This window comes from Deminuibacter soli (assembly GCF_003412455.1).
GTDB classification, from domain to species: Bacteria; Bacteroidota; Bacteroidia; order Chitinophagales; family Chitinophagaceae; genus Deminuibacter; species Deminuibacter soli.
The window spans coordinates 61,785-79,022 of record NZ_QTJU01000016.1 but is presented as its reverse complement, the minus strand read 5'-3'; the positions used below and the strand labels follow the sequence as shown (position 1 = coordinate 79,022).

Below are 17,238 nucleotides of genomic sequence, written 5' to 3'. Positions count from 1 at the left end.
AATTGTGTTACGCTTGCAATCTTACCATAACTTTCGTTACGTACTGTTGCTTCCTTCTTTCAAAGATCTTTAACCGATAAAGCACTACTGCTTTATCCGCTACTGCTGATGTTAAGGTTGTGAACCTTCAGGCCTTATCGCCGCACCATCTTTTCTATACTTTAAGAACTTCTTTTTTCGCTTCCCACCGTATCATTTGGGGTTGCAAAGGTAAAAACTTTCTGGTTAAACTTCCAAAAACTTTTTAAGTTTTTTTCTTTCGAATTTCGCTGTTTAACTTTCTGGCCTTCAATGAACTGTTCCGTTTTATAACGGGTTGCAAAGGTAAGCGCTTTTCTCATTTCACCAAATCTTTTTAAAAGATTTTTTCTTTTTCTTCTACCGCTTAACTTTTTGACCTTCAATGAGCTTTACCGTTTTTCTTAACGGGCTGCAAAGATATACCGCGAATTGATTCCGCCAAATTTATTTCAGAAAAATACACAAAATATTTGCGCAGCACTGCTGTATTACACGGCATCTGGCAAGAACGGATAATGCACTGCCTTTAAAAACAGGCCATGTGCAGGTGCTGAAAAATCGGCCCTGGAGCAGTCTTTTGCCTCTACAGCCGCACGCAGCCCGGCGATATTGATATACCCCCTGCCTACCCGCAACATGGTGCCCACCAGTCCGCGCACCATGCCGCGCAGGAAGCGGTTTCCTTTTACATGGTACACCAAACATTCGCCTTCCTGTACCCATTCGCTCACCAGGAGTGTGCAGTTAAAGGTTTTTACCTGCGTATTTCGCTTGGAAAAGGACGTAAAATCCTGGTATTCTTTCAATACAGCGGCGGCCTCGTTCAGCACATCGAGCTGCATATGATAGGGATAATAATAAGCGCGGTCGTTCAGAAACGGGTTTTTCGCCTGGTACAGGTAATACCTATATTCCCGGGCAGTGGCATGAAAACGGCTGTGGGCATCGTCTGCTACCGGCACAATGCGTTTTACCACGATATCGGACGGAAGAATGGCGTTGAGGTTATATACCTGCCCGGGCAGCAGGGTGAGATCGGAATCGAAATGAAAGTAGTTCTGCAGTGCATGTACCCCTGCATCGGTACGGGAAGAACCCGTGAGTGCAAAAGGCTGGCGGAAGCGGGTATGGAGGGCTTTTTCTACCTCAGATTGTATGGTGAGGGCGTTTTGCTGTACCTGGAAACCACTGTAACGGGTGCCTTTATAAGCGACTTCTATGAAATAACGGGGCATGAATACTGTTTGTTGATTAAAATGCAAAGCCTGGCACAACGGTGCAATGCATTGTTGTGCCAGGCTGCAAATTTATAAACGAAGCATTGCCCTGAAGCGTTTTTTATAATAATCGTCAATTAACATGTTTTCGAGGGAGATGTAATTGCTCACATCGTACACGAACGGATAACCTGCATCGTAAAAGCGGTAGCGGGTTTCATCGGTGTAAAATAACATGCCCAGCGACTTGATTTGCTCTGTGCTGTAACATTTTGATTTAAATGCCTTGCGTGCAGCTTCAATCATTTTATCCTCATCGCCTGCGCCGGCCATGCGTTTGCGCAGTTTGGTAACGTCGTTGTCATTGGCCAGGGCTTTGCAGTTGCTGTTGTTAACCCCTGTTGCCGTAGCGGCAGGCGCTTCTGTCTTCGGCTGCGGTGATGCGGCAGTTTCTGTTGCAGCTGCAACCGGTGTAATCGCATCTTTTGGTTTGGTATAAAACGGGTTGCTGACTGTTTTGGCAGAATCGGCCGGCGCATCGTTGAACAATGGCTCGCTGGTGAGTTCTTTCTTTTTGCGTTTGCCGGGCTTTTGCGTCTGCGGCTGTGTTTGCGCAGGAGGTACTGCTGCTGTAACTACCGGTTGCTGCTGCGGCGCAGCGGCTACCGTATCCGGGGTTTCTGCAGGAGCATCTGTTTTAGGGATGAATATTTTTACGGTATCGGTTTTTTTACTGTTGAAGTCGAGAAAAGTTACCTGTGTGCCTTCGTTTTTGCTTTCCTGTGTGGCTTTAATTACACCCCGGGTAGCTGCATCATCAGCAGCAGCGGTATCGGTAACGGTTTCGGCAGGTTTGCTCTTTTCTTCCGGTGCAGGCGGTGTTGTTACCGGTTGTGTTTTGGGGGTTTGTGCAGCTGCGGTAAGGGTTGCAGGCTGTTGCTGTGCGGGCTGCGGTGCGGGTTTGGGCGCTTCTTTCAGGGTAGGGTCATCTACTACCTGCGAAAGCATATCGCCGAACATGGAATTGTCTGCAGCGGGTTTGGCAGGAGCAGTCTTTGTGCCCGCAGCCGGCTTGGTTGTACCAGTTTTTGCGGGAGCTGCGGTTGCAGCAGTTTTTGCAGGTGCTGTGGTTGCCGGAGCTGTAGTTGCCGGAGCTGGTTTAACCTGTTTTGTTGCAGCAGCTGTACTGTCTGCAGGTTTGATAACATGGGAAGCCATCACCATTTTCATGGTTTGCAGGTTGATTAAGCCCCAGCCTTTGGCGCCCAGGTTTTTTAATCCGAAACCGGCATCTACGCTGTCGAGTACAATATCAAATACCTGGGAAGGATATTTCTTTTGCGGGAAAACCACGGCCAGGTTATGCGGGCCGCTGGCTACTTTCGCGATAATCAGGTACCCGGTATTGCTGGAATTGTAGCGCTTTTTTTCCATCACCACTGTAAATGCCTCCTTGCTGTCGGACTGGATATACATGAAATGCTGCTGCTGAGAAAGGGCCAGCAGGCGGCAACCGAAGACAAGAACAATCAATAACACCAATTTGCGATGCAGTAAATGCCATTTCATCCGTTAAATATTTTTTCCGGCGGGGGTTTGGCCGCCGTTGACGAGTAATGTTCACCGGGTTAGCCGGTGCGGGTTTTGACAAAACTATGATTTGGCCGCCACAAATCGGGCCAGCTTTGCCCATTTCAAAAATATTTTAGCAACCCGGTCGCAAGGCACTAAATTTATGCCCTTGAAAATTTTTGAATGAAAAAACTATTGATCCTGCTGTGCGCAGCATCCGTTACAACGATGGCAGGCGCACAGGCCATTAAAGCAAAGAATGACAGCTGGAAGAAACAATACCGGTATACAGATACCAAGATAAACGACCTGGTACATACGAAACTGGATGTTCGTTTTGATTACGACAAAGCTTATATGTATGGCAAGGCTTGGATTACCCTGCAACCCCATTTTTACCCTACCGATTCATTAAACCTCGATGCCAAGGGCATGAACATTAATGAAGTGGCGCTTATCAACGGCAGCACCAAAACACCGCTGCAATACACTTATGATTCACTGAACCTGCGGATACAACTGGGTAAGACGTTTAAAGGCGGCGAGAAATATACGGTGTACATTGATTATGTATCGAAGCCCGATGAGTTTAAAACCAAAGGCAGCGCTGCCATAACAGATGCCAAGGGCCTGTATTTCATTAACCCCAGAGGCGAAAACAAAGACAAGCCTACACAGATATGGACGCAGGGCGAAACAGAAGCCACCAGCGTATGGTGCCCTACCATTGACCGCTCTACACAAAAAACAACGGAAGAGATCAGTATGACGGTTCCGGCGAAGTATGTAACACTAAGCAATGGTTTGCTGACAGCCCAGAAAAAAAATGCAGACGGCACACGTACCGATACCTGGAAGATGGATTTGCCCCACTCTCCCTATCTCTTTTTTATGGGTGTAGGCGACTATGCCATTGTTAAAGACAGTTACAAGGGTAAGGAAGTAAGCTATTATGTAGAGCCTGCCTATGAAAAAGTAGCACGTCGCATTTTTGGCAATACACCTGAGATGATCGCTTTTTATTCACGCATTACCGGTGTTGATTTTCCCTGGCCCAAGTACGCGCAGATCACCGGTCGTGATTATGTAAGCGGCGCTATGGAAAACACCACGGCTACGCTGCACCAGGAAAGCGCACAGCAAAATGCACGCGAACTGGTTGACGGCAATGATTGGGAAAGCACGGTTGCGCACGAACTGTTTCACCAGTGGTTTGGTGACCTGGCCACCTGCGAAAGCTGGAGCAATCTTACGCTGAATGAAAGCTTTGCCAATTACAGCGAGACATTGTGGAGTGAATATAAATACGGCGCGGATGCAGGTGCGGAGCAAAACTATACCGATATGCAGGATTACCTGCGTTTACGCGGTGAAGAAAAGAAAGACCTGGTTCGCTTTTACTACGCCGATAAAGAAGATATGTTTGATGCAGTAAGCTACAACAAGGGCGGCCGCATATTACACATGCTGCGCCACTATGTAGGCGATTCTGCTTTCTTTAAATCGCTGAATGTATACCTCAGCAACAACAAATTCAAATCAACCGAAGCACAGCAGCTGCGCCTCGCTTTTGAAGAAGTAACAGGCCAGGATTTAAACTGGTACTGGAACCAATGGTATTATGGCAGCGGCCATCCCAAACTGGATATCAGCTATGCATACGATAATGCCACCAGCAGCGCCAAAGTATTTGTAAAGCAAACACAACAAGGCGACAAGCTGTTTAAAATGCCCGTGGATATTGATGTGTATGCCAATGGTAAAAAAACACGCCACCAGGTATGGATTGGCAATGCAGCTGATACATTCGCCTTACCCAGCACGGTTAAACCGGACCTGATTAATTTTGATGGTGACAAAATTTTACTCGCAGCAAAAGAAGACCACAAAACACTGGCTGAATACATTTACCAATATACCTATGCCGGCAATTATGTTGACAGAAGGGAAGCATTGGATTATGCTGTTCAGCATATTGACAATGACACGGCCAAACAGCTGGTGGTGAAAGCCCTGAACGATCCATACAAGGGCATTCGCTCTATAGCATTGAAAGGACTGGCTGCAGAAGCACCAGACCCTACGCTTATTGCAAAGCTGGAGAACATGGCACAAAAAGATGCCAGCAGACCCAACCGTGCACTGGCCATTGATATGCTTGGTGATTTCCAGGATTCGAAATATGAGCCGCTGTTTGTAAAAGGTACACAGGATTCTTCTTATGCTGTTGCGGGAGCCTCTTTAACTGCGCTGGCCGATATCAATGAAACCAAGGCGCTGAGCCTGTTACCTGCATTAAAACAAGACGCTAAAGGTGAACTGAAAGCCAGTCTTGACCAGCTGGATGTGCTCACCAAAACCGATGCAGATTTTGATACGGTGTATCACAAGTTTACTGCTGCCACACCTTACCAGAAGTTCAACGAAACCTTTACGCTGATCAGTTATTTATCACGTATAGAAAATGTAGACCACTTTAAAACAGCGCTGGATGCGGTAACCGGTTTCAGCAATAAAGTAGGCGCTATTGTGCCGAAATATAAAACTGGTGTTCGCAAGGAGCTGGTGAAGCTGCGTAAGAAAAAAGCATCAGCTGCCGCTACCGGCAGTAACAAACAGGCTATTGAAGAACAGTTGCATTACCTGGATGAGAAGCTGGCGAAGTTATAGCTCTATTACGCATCAAAGATGGCTGTGAGGACACAGCCATCGGCGGAGAGGACACAGCCATCGGCGGAGGGAGCAAATAAAAAGAGGCATCGTGGGATGCCTCTTTTTGTTTGTTGTTACCAATCGCTGCTGGAGCCGCCGCCCCCGCTGGAACCGCCGCCAAAATCACTGCTGCTGCTACTGCTGTCGCTTGAACTGCTCCAGCTGCTGTCAATGCTGCTACTATCACTACTACTGCTCAAGCTACTCCAGCCTGACGATCTGCTGCGCCCACCGCTGGGGTTCCTGGCAACGATTACTGCAACAAGTATAATCAGCACAACCACAATAATGCAAATCACCACAAATACCCGCAGGCCAATGTTATCATTATCTGTTGACGCCGCTTCTGTTTGAACGGATGGAGTATATTCTCCTGCAATGGATTGTATTACTGCATTAACTGCATTATTGAAACCTGCATAGTAATTGCCTTCCCTGAATGCAGGGCGCATTTCATTGTCCAGAATTTGCCTTGCCGTAATATCGGGCAACGCCCCTTCCAGCCCCAGGCCTACTTCAATGCGCATTTTATGATCGTTAATGGCAGCAAATATCAGTATGCCGTTGTTCTTGTCTTTTTTACCGATACCCCAACTGCGGAAAAGCTTTAACGTATAGTCTTCTATGGGGGCCCCCTGCAGGGTGGGTATGGTAACGATCACCAGCTCATTCGTGGAAGTGTCGTTCACTGCGCGCAGCATATTTTCCAGCATGTTAAGCTCATCACCGGAAAGTACATGAGCGGCATCTGTTACAAAACGAATAGGGTGTGGTTTGGGTAAAACCTCCTGAGCACAAATACTGCCGGCCATTAAGACCAGCAGTACCAGGGAAAAGATGTATTTCATGAATAAGTTTGGGATAGGTTTGAATAGCGTATAACATGCGACTTACCAGCTTCCGCTGCTGCCGCCGCCGCCGCTGCTGCCACCGCCGAAGCCACCGAAGCCGCCGCCTCCACCGCCGCCGCCACCACCTCCACCCCAGCCGCCACGGCTGCCCATGCTGGAGAAAAGGAACGGTGCTATCCAGCCCCCGCCGCCTCCGCCACCACCGCGGCCGCCACTGCCCAGTACGAAGAAGATGATGATGAGAATGATGATAAACACAAATACACCGCCGCCCCCGCCTTTTTCTTTCTTCTCACGCGGGGCTTTGTATTCACCTACGGCAGCTTTGCTGATAGACTGCGCTGCTGCTGAAAATCCTTCATAATAATTACCGGCCCTGAAATTAGGTTTCAGATCGTTGTCGATAATGCTCAGCGCTGTAACATCGGGGATGGCGCCTTCCAGCCCATACCCTACTTCAATGCGCATTTTACGATCGTTCACCGCTACCAGTATCAATACACCATTGTTGGTTTTGGCGTTGCCGATACCCCATGAACGAAACAGTTTGTTGGCATATTCTTCAATAGGATAATCGTCGAGCGTGGGAATAGTTACAATACTGATCTGGTTGGAAGTACTGTCGTCGAGCGCTACCAGCCTGGCTTCGAGTGTTTGTAATTCTCCCTGGCTTAACACATGCGCCTCATCTACCACCAGCCTGGCCGGGTTGGGTTTGGGCAACAGGTTTTGTGCGTTGATTTGCACAACTGCCAGTAACAATATCAATAAGACTAAAATGCGCTTCATGCTGTAAAAAGAACAGGCACACCTGTGCGGCATGCCTGTTTGGTTTAATTATTTTCCGAAAACAATATCATCGGGCAATTCATTTACATCACTGCTTCTGTCGTAAGGGAAATGCTGTGCAAGCGTTTCTCCTGTTTCGAGAATGATGTTCTCGATGCCATTGACGTAGCTGTTTTTATCAAATGCAGCCAGCATTCTTTGCACGGCATTGTTCCAGAAGCTTTTTCCGGCTTTTTGAAAAATACCCTCGTCAGCATACACGGCCAGTTGCCTGTCGACCACTGCAACATACACCAGTACGCCATTGCGCTGCGCTGTTTTGTGCATATCGAGCTGGCCAAAGACTTCTACTGCGCGATCGAGTGCATTTACAAAACGGCATTTGCTTTCGATAAACAGCCGTATTTCACCACTGGTTCGTTGTTCAGCTGTTTGAATGGCCTGTACAATACGCGCCTTTTCTTCTTCCGAAAAAAACTGGCTTTGGGTTTTGCGGAACAAATGAAGCATACGGCTAAACGAGTTGATTAAAATTTAACTTCGGGTGCTTTGTCAGAACCGGCATCTGCCTGGAACCCGGCTTTGGGTCTGAATCCGAATACGCCGGAGAACAGGTTCATCGGGAATGAGCGCACTTTTACGTTGTAATCCTGTACCGCAGCATTGAAGTCGTTGCGTGATACTTTAATACGGTTTTCGGTACCCTCCAGCTGCGCCTGCAAACCGCGGAACGCATCGTTAGCGCGCAGGTTGGGATAGTTTTCACTTACTGCCAGCAAACGGCCAAGCGCGGCAGACAATTGTCCCTGTGCTGCCTGGAACTGCTGCAGTTTTTCAGGTGTAAGATCTTCGGCATTTACTTTAATCTGCGTTGCAGAAGCGCGTGCGTTGATCACATTCTGTAAAGTAGTTTGTTCAAAATTGGCTTCTCCCTTCACGGTATTCACCAGGTTGGGTATTAAATCGGCCCTGCGTTGATAATCGCTTTGTACATTGGCCCATTTGTTTTTCACTGCTTCGTCCTGTGTTACCAGTCCGTTATAACCGGCGCAGCCACAGCCGCCCAAAATGAGAACGAGTGCTACAATAACAATCAGAGCAAGGTTCTTTGTTTTCATACTATTGATTTTCAGGTTTAAATATACGCTGCAAAAGAAATACCCGGTTAATATTTTATGACAACCGGTCATTGCCGGCTATCAGTTTATGACAAAAAGATACCGTATTGCAGCGCACCACCAGCCGCAGCAACCATTACACGGCCGCAGGGCCATACAGCTGATAAAATGACTGATGGAAATAACGTATGTAGGTGAAAACAGTTTGGGAGGGGTTAAAATTCCTTTGCGAAGGCATCACTCCATTCGTTGAGCCTTTGCTGCGATAAATAGTTTTTGCCTGCTGCCACTACAATGCGGTAGCGGAAGGTAACCGCTTTACCCGGCTGCACAGACAATTCCAGGCTGTCTTTTCCCTTGCTGAACACTTTTTGTCCCAGCGGGTTGGCAGCAAACAAGCCATAACCACGCGCATGCCAGTAAGTAGGATAACCGGGATTTTGCGGGTGATCAATAATGGCTATACTTAATGGTGTATTGTTCTTTTTGCCATATAGCAGGCACCACTTGCCACGGGAGCTCCAGGCATCGTCTCCTTTTTTGCCTTCGCTGGTGAGGTAATCGCCATTGGCTACTGCGGGGCCGGGCTGCACGGTAGTAATATTACCATGCGCATCGGTAAACTGCTGCGGTTTGTTGGAGGGCAGTTCCAGTTCGCGGGTTACGCGCAGGCCGAGCAGGCCGTCTTTGGTATCGGCAAAATGCACTTCCTGCTGTTGCGCGGTTAAGGTGGTGATGCGGTCAATAATACGGGCATCTTCTTTTGTGCTGAATACAAACCGGGTATTTTCTGTAAGCAGCACCTGCTGCTGCATGTTGACCCAATTGGCCGTGTAGGATAACTCCCCGGTAGTACCGCTGCTGGTATTGGTAACCGCGGTTCTTTTAATGGCGCCGTAACTATTGCGTTTTTCAGGCGGAATGGCGTAGGAGTTATTCCAGAAATCGAGGCCGTTTACACTTTCGTAGTTCAGCCAAAGCCCTTCGTGGTGCGGGTGATCGGGCGATTCGCCGGTGCGCGGTGCCAGCGGGAAGCCCCTGGTAACCACTATTTCACCGGGTGCATAAATGGGAAACAGGATGGGTTTGGCAAGACTGTCACTATACAAAAAACTGGTAAAGGGCTGGTTATCGATGGTAACCTGAACCTCGTGTGTGGCGGGGTTATCGGTTACCTGGATGCGGGCGTTGTCGTTGTTTCGGAAAAAAGCGGAATCGGAAACGAGAAAACACAGCAGGTAGCCGTGTAACAGATAAATACTTTTCATATGCTGGCAATTAGCAGGAATGTACCCGTAATATAATGAAAAAAGGCGAGCTGATAACTGTTAGCTTTTAGCGGATAGCTTTTAGAGGTTAGTGGATAGCCTTTTGGGGGGACTTCCTGCCTTGGGGGCAGGCGCCGGTGGGGACACCGGCTTAGGCGTTAATAAAACTATGAAAGCTTTAGGAAAGCTTCGATGGCCGGTTGAAGCGGGGGAATGGCGGAGGGACAGGGATGCACGGATTACCGGAGTTATGCGCATAAAAAAGCCCGGCAACTTTAACAGCTGCCGGGCTGGAATTTATTTTAACCGGGTTTATTTTTCGCTGATGGCTGCAATACCGGGTAATACTTTGCCTTCAAAGTATTCGAGCAGGGCGCCGCCGCCGGTAGATACATAACTTACTTTGTCTGTATAACCGAACTGGTTAACAGCCGCAACGCTGTCGCCGCCGCCTACCAGGGAGAAGGCACCGGCTTCTGTGGCTGCTGCAACGGCTGTAGCGATGGCTTTTGTGCCGTGCTGGAATTTTTCCATTTCAAACACACCCATCGGGCCGTTCCAGAGGATGGTTTTTGATTTTTTGATCACATTGGTGAACTGGTCGATAGCCATGGCACCAATGTCAAGACCCATCCAGCCGTCGGGGATATTGTCGCTGGGCGCAGAGGAAGAGTTGGCAGCTGCATCAAACTTGTCGGCGATGATAGAATCAACCGGCAGGTGAATGCAAACACCTTTCGCGTCTGCTTTTTTCAGCAGTTCGTTGGCTGTTTCCAGGCGGTCATCTTCACAAAGCGAGTTGCCGATTTTACCGCCCTGTGCTTTCATAAACGTGTAAGCCATACCGCCGCCGATGATGATATCGGTAGCGCGCTCGAGCAGGTTTTCAATGATGAGGATCTTATCACTCACTTTAGCTCCGCCGATAATGGCAGTAAAAGGTTTCTGTGACTGGTGCAGTACTTTTTCAGCGCTGCTTACTTCTGCTTCCATGAGCAGACCGAACATTTTATTTTCAGCAGGATAGAACCTGGCAATTACAGCCGTGGAAGCGTGTGCGCGGTGTGCCGTACCGAAAGCATCGTTTACATACACATCGCCCAGCTTGCTGAGCTTTTCTGCAAAAGCTTCATCACCTTTTTCTTCCTGTTTGTAGAAGCGCAGGTTTTCGAGCAGCAATACTTCGCCGCCTTTCAGTGCAGCAGCTTTGTCTGTTGCCTGCTGACCAATGCAATCATCTGCAAACAGAACCGGTGTGCCCAGCACTTCAGTTAAATGCTGCACCAGGTGTTTCAGTGAGTATTTGTCTTCCGGACCTTCTTTTGGGCGGCCCAGGTGGCTCATCAGGATAACGCTGCCACCATCGGCAAGAATTTTTTTGATGGTGGGAACTGCGGCGCGGATACGTGTATCGTCGGTGATGGCGAGGGTTTGTTTATCGAGGGGAACGTTAAAGTCAACACGGATCAACGCCTTGTGACCTTTAAAATTATAGTCGCTGAATTTGCTCATGGGAGAGTAGATTTTATGGTTGCAAAAAATAACCACAAAGTACACTGCTTATTTACACAAGGGTCACTAAAAAAATCTGTGATTTGCGTTCATACGCCTGTGCTTTGTGGTTAATAAAGCCGCTTACCGCACTGCAGTACAAGTGAGTGACACAACGAAGTATCTGCCTGTACCGGTGCCGGTAAAATTTATGTTATTTGCTGATAAGGCCTGCAAAGTATTTTACAGTGCGAACCAGCTGGCTTACATAGCTCATTTCGTTATCGTACCAGCTTACGGTTTTAACCAGCTGGTGGTCACCTGAAGTGATTACTTTAGTCTGTGTACCATCGTACAGGGAACCGAAGTGGATGCCGATGATGTCGGTGCTTACGATTTCGTCTTCAGTATAACCGAAGCTTTCGTTTGAAGCAGCTTTCATGGCGTTGTTGATTTCTTCGGCAGTTACTTTTTTGCCGAGGATGGTAACCAGTTCAGTTAAAGAACCGGTGATAGTGGGAACACGCTGTGCGCTACCGTCGAGTTTACCTTTCAGAGAAGGCAGAACCAGTCCGATTGCTTTTGCAGCACCGGTGCTGTTGGGAACGATGTTCTGTGCAGCAGCTCTTGCGCGGCGCAGGTCACCTTTAGCATGAGGCGCATCCTGTGTATTCTGGTCGTTGGTGTAAGCGTGGATGGTAGTCATTGTACCTGCAACAATACCGAACTGTTTGTCGAGTACCTGCGCCATAGGAGCAAGACAGTTGGTGGTACAGGATGCACAGCTGATAATGGTTTCGCTGCCATCGAGTGTATCGTGGTTAACGTTGAACACGATAGTTTTCAGATCGCCTGTAGCAGGAGCTGAGATAACAACGCGTTTTGCACCTGCAGTAAGGTGGGCAGCAGCTTTGTCTTTATCGGTGAAGAAACCTGTACATTCGAGAACCACGTCAACATCGTGCTGTTTCCAGGGAATTTCAGCAGGATTTTTCTGTGCATATATTTTAACTTCTTCTCCGTTTACAGAGATAGAATTGTCTGAGTGAGTAACATTGGCATCGAAGCGACCCTGAGCGCTGTCGTATTTCAACAGGTGGGCTAACACCTTGGGACTTGTCAAATCATTGATTGCAACCACATCAATGCCTTCCATATTGTAAATCTGACGGAAAACCAGGCGGCCGATACGTCCGAAACCATTGATCGCAACTTTTACTGTGCTCATATATTCAAGTTTTAGGTTTTAAAAAGCACGGCAATTTACACCTATTGAATAGATTTTGAACGGATAATTTTAGGCAATTAACGGTTAGGTAACAAGTGCGCCGGGCCTGTATGCGGTTGCTGAAACTTATTTTTTATGTGTACAGGCATTTCTGAGAGGTAGCTGAATGCTCCCGGGAACACAGTGGTGGTGCAGGTTACAGCTTGTTGTAACGCGCTCAGCAATATACGATTGGAAGTTTTTTTACCAAAAAGGCAGCTATTTTTTTGGCAGAATAAAAGAACATCCTATTTTTGCGCTCCCAATCACACAATAAGTGATGGGAACACGGCGAAATGGCGCGTTGGTCAATCGGCTAAGACGCCTCCCTTTCACGGAGGAATGACGGGTTCGACTCCCGTACGCGCTACAAAGGAAAAGGAAATTAAAGTTGTGAATCCCGGTCTTCAAAAGAGGTCGGGATTCTTGTTTGTGGAGATACTGGTGAGTTGGGGAACATCGAGAATCGACAGTCGAGACTATCTGAGCAAGTACGATTCGTCAGTCGTCAGTCATGAGTGAGCGCGAGCTGCCGATCACGGCACTGGTGCTTGCCTGAAACCGTGATATTGTTTGCTATATGCGTTGGCGGGCAATTTTTTTTTGATTTCTTTTTTACCAGTTGATGTTCAATTAAAAAAAGTCCCTATTTTCGCGCCCCGCTTAACCAGCAGAGAAGCTTCAAATGGCGCGTTGGTCAATCGGCTAAGACGCCTCCCTTTCACGGAGGAATGACGGGTTCGACTCCCGTACGCGCTACGAACACAAACCCGCTCTGAGAGCGGGTTTTGCTTTTTAATGCCACTGAAGCTAATACCTGCTCCATATGCTGATTTGAACTCCAAGGAGCTAAGTGCAACCCGAATGTATTAAGAACGGTTATTTGACCGGCGTTGTATTCAAAAAAAACACCGACACGATTATTTACTCCGTCAACAATACTGATGTTGCAAACAAGGTAAGTGTGTGCCCTGTCCCGGTATGAATAATTGGCTTAGCCGTTTTGTAAACCTACAGCCCGGGGTCATAAAATATATCAAGGAGAATAAATCAAAGCCTGATCCCTGGTTTTATAAAGAGGCTAAAAAAAAGAGAATTAATAAAGGACTAATGGATTTTTTTGTTTTACGGAATATACCATTTGGAAGGTTAAAACAATACGAATAAATTTACGTCCAAAATTATGGAAGCAAATAAAGTCGGAGTAGAAGAGGAAAAGCATCTAATTCAGCTTACCCTTAACGATTATCTTGAAGGACGTCCGATAAAAGACATCGAAAGGCTCCGGAACGCCTTTCATCCCGATGCATATATCAGGACCATCATAGAAGGAAAATTGGTTCAGTGGGCACTCCCGAAATATCTGGACCTGGTTGCCCAGGTAGCATTAGAGGAATGCCAGTCCGAACTCATTTCCTATACCTGGGACGGAAATACCGGTTCAGCCCACGTGCAATTGACCTTTGCCACCTTTCGGTATATTGATCGGTTTAACCTGGTAAAGCTAAACGGAAAATGGCTGATCGTGGATAAGATATCCTATCGCCAGGAACTGCTGTAAAATGTTATTATGTGAACATGAGGGCTTGACAGCCTGAGTTAGCGTAATCCCCTTCCGAATCACATACAGAACACATATCCGCCTGCTGCGGGCTCTTCCATAAAGGTGCTTTTATGGTAAAAACATAACGGCAGAAAATTTCTGCCGTTATGTTTGAGACAAAAATGATAATCCAGATTAATATTGTAAAGTCGTGAGGGATTAATGCATAGTCGCTATTGCCAATACCGCAATAAGCAGCAGTATGCAGCACCCGCATCATATCGTTGTTATTGGTTATTTTTATACAAACCATCCTGCTATAAGCCTGATATGCATACGGCAAACACCACTGCAATACTACCCTCTCCTGCGCTGGCGCCGTACATACGCTGCTTTTTATTGCGTGAGCTGGATACCGCCGGCGAAAATGTATGGATGCCCTGTTATGCAAGACATGAATGGTTTATGCCCTTTTGCCTGCAAAGCCGCTACAAGGCATTTACGCGTCCCGGGCACAACAGCACAGCTGCCGGAGATGTAACACAACCTGCACTGGCACTGGGCATAAGCACGGGCTTTGCAGGATCTGTTTGCCATAACGGGCAATACCGCATCTTCAGCATACAGTTTAAACCGGCCGGTTTTTACCGCATTTTTGGTATTCCTGCCGCCGCATTTACCGATCGCTTTTTTGACCTGCCCAGCATAGCCGGCCCTTATGCCAGCCTGCTGCTGCAACAATTGCAGGAAGCAGCATCGCTGGCTGCGATGAAGCAACATGCCGAAACTTTTCTGCAGTATTTTTTACGGCGCAGCAAATGGCGCGACCCGCACAACAGCATTCAGCAGCTGGCAGCCACCCTGCACAATTCAGCAGAGGTACCTATTACGCAACTGGCAGCACAAGCCAATTTATCGCAGCGTACTTTTCAACGAAGATTTACAGAGCAGGTAGGTGTTTCTCCCAAAACATTTGCGCGCATTGCACGCTTCAACAGGGCGATGCAATTAAAACTGGAGCAACCTGAAAATAACTGGACGCATATTGCACATACCTGCGGCTATTACGACCAGATGCACATGATTAAAGACTTCCGGGATTTTACCACCCTTACGCCTACCGAACTTTCTGACCTTACGCCGGCGCAGGCCGAATACCACCAATACAGCAGCGCCATTACAAGTTTGATCATTACAGGTAACCCACTATATTGATTGTCGCTTTTTTACTATTCCGCCTGCATAGGCTGGTGCAGTTTTACAGTATTGTTTTACCCTGTTAACTGAACCTGCATGAAACCATTTGCCTGGATCGTATTGCTTACACTGTTTTTGAGTGCCTGTAAAAAGAACAATCCGCCGGACCCTACAACGCCATCCACTGCAGGCCCTGATACTACGGCACCTGCGGGCACAGACAGCAGCAAATTCAACACCCTGCTGAAGAAAGAAATTATCTACAACGGCAGTGGCGGCATTACCAATACCGATACGTTTGCCTACGATAAACAAGGCCGTGTAACCGCATTTACCCGTATTGCACCGGGCGGCACCAACGTGTTTTTCACCTACACTTATGATGATGCCAAACACATCGCCTACCGCCAAAACAGCGGTACAGCAGACGGTGTGTATGTTTTTGATGATAAAAACCGGTTACACCAATACACCATCACCGGTATTTATGTAACCAGCTTCACATACAATAACGACAGGCCGGTACTACAGGCATTTCAAAATACCAGTTTTGATACTGCCACCCGCAGGGAGCAATTCAGCTACAACGATAATCTTATTACTACCGTAACCCGGTACACGCTATCGGGCAAAGCGTCGGCTCAACAATATTTCAGCTACGACACAACGGTACAGCTGTTACCGGAAGGCATTTTTACGGAAAACCCGGGAGACCAGGCAAACACCATGGGCCGCAATTATGTTAACGGGAAAACCTATGCGTTCAAAGCCACTTCAGCGGCTGCGGTAGATACCACCAGCGGAATAGCGGGAGCAGCATCCACACCTGTAAATTTTACTTACGAGAAGAACAAAGAAGGATTTGCGATTACACAATATGTGAATGGCGTAAAGTTCGCCAGTTTTGAATACATCAAACAGTAAGGAAATTTATTGCAGCCACTGCACAGGCCGTGCATCCTGTTGCAGGTGGCCGGGGAGATGGCCTGTATTACGCGCGCCGCCGGCAGGCTGCCGGGTGGCACGTGCGGCAGAGCGGCTTTCACAATCATACTCTATGGTTTCGTGGAATACCATGCCGGGACGCCATACGCGTTCCAGCACGGTTCGTATGGAAGAATAAACTTTTGTTTCGGCATTTTTTATTTTCTGCAAGCCTATGCTGCGCCTGCATTGCCCAACCCTGCTCTTTTCATAACCGGCAAAGGCTTTGCTGGTTATGCCATAACGGGCAATCATATATTGCAGGCATACGGCATCTTCAATGGCCTGGGTTACACCCATACAGTCCTGCTGCTGCAGCATGGGATGTGCCGCATCGCCCGACAATGCAAGCGGGTACTGCACAATGTTTTTCACTTCCTGCGGGTAACAGTAATCGCAAAGCTTTATGCACTCGCCTGCTGTTGCGGCAATCACTGCTTTTACCTCCGGGCACCAGTTGCCAAAATAAGCCAGCACATGGTGGCACGATGCATCCAGTCCGCTTGCGGCTGCTTCGGCCACAGCAGCAACAGCCTGCCAGTGCAGCTTGTTGCCGGGCAATACAGTTACTTTAAAATACCAGTCGTTTTGTTCAAAACAATAATTGGTGCCTGGTACAAAAAAGCTATTGGGCATTTCGGCATACCCTTTCCAGCAAACATAGCCTGCATACAGGGAGGCATTGCCGGTGAAATAGTTTTTGCGTACAAAAGAATTCAACCCGTCTGCCCCAATAACCGCACCTGCCGCCGCATAACTGCCATCTGTAAAATAAAGCGAAGCGGGTTTGCCGCTGATACGGTTAATGTGCACACATTGTTTGCCTGTTTGCAACTGCCCGGGCTGCAGCGACTGGCGCAACACCTGTTGCAGGAATTGCTGCTCCAGCACAAAGGTTTTACCGGTAACAGTTCGCCTGGAACGCAAAAAACCTTGTGCAGTATAGGTTTCGGTATAATTAATGGTGGTGATATAAGGAAGCAACGGCCGTAAAACACCCAGCTGGTGCAGCCGGTCAATGGCCGTGGTACGCAGTGTTATGCAGTTGTGCAGCAAACCGGCAGGTTGCTGTTCAAATACAGTGGCTTCAATTCCTTTGCGCTGCAAGGCAACAGCAGTAAGCAAACCGGCAACTCCCCCACCTATAATCGCAATACTCGGCTCCATTTGACTGGCTTTTAAGTGAAATTGTATAAACGGCTGTAAAC

15 protein-coding genes and 2 tRNA genes are annotated in these 17,238 nt (G+C 47.8%); 6 read left to right on the top strand and 11 right to left on the bottom strand.

What is annotated here, in order from left to right; translation table 11 throughout:
• Positions 1 to 161: 161 nt before the first annotated feature.
• The 3 genes from DXN05_RS23800 to DXN05_RS23790 all read right to left on the bottom strand — a co-directional run bounded on the left by DXN05_RS23800 (position 162) and on the right by DXN05_RS23790 (position 2,807).
• Complete coding sequence (locus tag DXN05_RS23800; protein ID WP_147314078.1) at positions 162 to 404, bottom strand: hypothetical protein; 243 nt, start codon at positions 402 to 404, stop codon at positions 162 to 164.
• Between the two features lie 105 nt (positions 405 to 509).
• The gene (gene truA / locus DXN05_RS23795; protein ID WP_116849815.1) at positions 510 to 1,256 is read right to left on the bottom strand and encodes a tRNA pseudouridine(38-40) synthase TruA; all 747 of its coding nucleotides are present in this window, start codon (positions 1,254 to 1,256) and stop codon (positions 510 to 512) included.
• A 72-nt stretch (positions 1,257 to 1,328) separates the two neighbouring features.
• On the bottom strand, positions 1,329 to 2,807 hold the full coding sequence (locus DXN05_RS23790; protein WP_116849814.1) for a DUF4476 domain-containing protein: 1,479 nt from the start codon (positions 2,805 to 2,807) through the stop codon (positions 1,329 to 1,331).
• Between the two features lie 186 nt (positions 2,808 to 2,993).
• Between DXN05_RS23790 and DXN05_RS23785 the strand changes: the two genes are divergently transcribed.
• The gene (locus DXN05_RS23785) at positions 2,994 to 5,480 is read left to right on the top strand and encodes a M1 family metallopeptidase (RefSeq protein ID WP_116849813.1); all 2,487 of its coding nucleotides are present in this window, start codon (positions 2,994 to 2,996) and stop codon (positions 5,478 to 5,480) included.
• Positions 5,481 to 5,596: 116 nt separating this feature from the next.
• Here DXN05_RS23785 and DXN05_RS23780 read toward each other — a convergent pair whose 3' ends face one another.
• The 7 genes from DXN05_RS23780 to gap form a co-directional block, all read right to left on the bottom strand.
• Positions 5,597 to 6,370 carry a TPM domain-containing protein gene (locus tag DXN05_RS23780; RefSeq protein ID WP_116849812.1) on the bottom strand — a complete coding sequence of 258 codons (774 nt, stop codon included), beginning with the start codon at positions 6,368 to 6,370 and terminating at the stop codon, positions 5,597 to 5,599.
• A gap of 42 nt (positions 6,371 to 6,412) precedes the next feature.
• Complete coding sequence (locus DXN05_RS25170; RefSeq protein ID WP_262511518.1) at positions 6,413 to 7,195, bottom strand: TPM domain-containing protein; 783 nt, start codon at positions 7,193 to 7,195, stop codon at positions 6,413 to 6,415.
• Positions 7,196 to 7,210: 15 nt separating this feature from the next.
• Positions 7,211 to 7,672, bottom strand: coding sequence for a TPM domain-containing protein (locus tag DXN05_RS23770; protein ID WP_116849811.1), 462 nt, complete (start codon positions 7,670 to 7,672; stop codon positions 7,211 to 7,213).
• A gap of 17 nt (positions 7,673 to 7,689) precedes the next feature.
• Positions 7,690 to 8,280, bottom strand: a complete 591-nt coding sequence (locus DXN05_RS23765) for a LemA family protein (protein WP_116849810.1) — start codon at positions 8,278 to 8,280, stop codon at positions 7,690 to 7,692.
• A gap of 215 nt (positions 8,281 to 8,495) precedes the next feature.
• A complete protein-coding gene (locus DXN05_RS23760) occupies positions 8,496 to 9,548 on the bottom strand; it encodes a DUF6807 domain-containing protein (protein WP_116849809.1) in 1,053 nt (350 codons plus the stop codon).
• 312 nt (positions 9,549 to 9,860) lie between these two features.
• Entirely contained in the window at positions 9,861 to 11,060 is a 1,200-nt protein-coding gene (locus DXN05_RS23755) for a phosphoglycerate kinase (RefSeq protein ID WP_116849808.1), read from the bottom strand.
• A 193-nt stretch (positions 11,061 to 11,253) separates the two neighbouring features.
• A complete protein-coding gene (gene gap, locus DXN05_RS23750) occupies positions 11,254 to 12,267 on the bottom strand; it encodes a type I glyceraldehyde-3-phosphate dehydrogenase (RefSeq protein WP_116849807.1) in 1,014 nt (337 codons plus the stop codon).
• A 337-nt stretch (positions 12,268 to 12,604) separates the two neighbouring features.
• Between gap and DXN05_RS23745 the strand changes: the two genes are divergently transcribed.
• The 5 genes from DXN05_RS23745 (at position 12,605) to DXN05_RS23720 (ending at position 15,970) form a co-directional block, all read left to right on the top strand.
• A tRNA-Glu gene (locus tag DXN05_RS23745) sits at positions 12,605 to 12,676 on the top strand.
• A gap of 317 nt (positions 12,677 to 12,993) precedes the next feature.
• Positions 12,994 to 13,065: transfer RNA gene (locus tag DXN05_RS23740), tRNA-Glu, on the top strand.
• A gap of 424 nt (positions 13,066 to 13,489) precedes the next feature.
• Positions 13,490 to 13,867: a nuclear transport factor 2 family protein gene (locus DXN05_RS23730; protein WP_116849805.1), complete on the top strand. Its 378-nt coding sequence runs from the start codon at positions 13,490 to 13,492 to the stop codon at positions 13,865 to 13,867.
• Between the two features lie 312 nt (positions 13,868 to 14,179).
• Entirely contained in the window at positions 14,180 to 15,064 is an 885-nt protein-coding gene (locus tag DXN05_RS23725) for a helix-turn-helix domain-containing protein (RefSeq protein WP_158559423.1), read from the top strand.
• A 78-nt stretch (positions 15,065 to 15,142) separates the two neighbouring features.
• Positions 15,143 to 15,970, top strand: a complete 828-nt coding sequence (locus DXN05_RS23720; protein ID WP_116849803.1) for a hypothetical protein — start codon at positions 15,143 to 15,145, stop codon at positions 15,968 to 15,970.
• Positions 15,971 to 15,976: 6 nt separating this feature from the next.
• On the opposite strand, the gene DXN05_RS23715 is transcribed toward DXN05_RS23720, so the two are convergent.
• Positions 15,977 to 17,197 carry an FAD-dependent monooxygenase gene (locus DXN05_RS23715; protein WP_116849802.1) on the bottom strand — a complete coding sequence of 407 codons (1,221 nt, stop codon included), beginning with the start codon at positions 17,195 to 17,197 and terminating at the stop codon, positions 15,977 to 15,979.
• Positions 17,198 to 17,238: the final 41 nt, after the last annotated feature.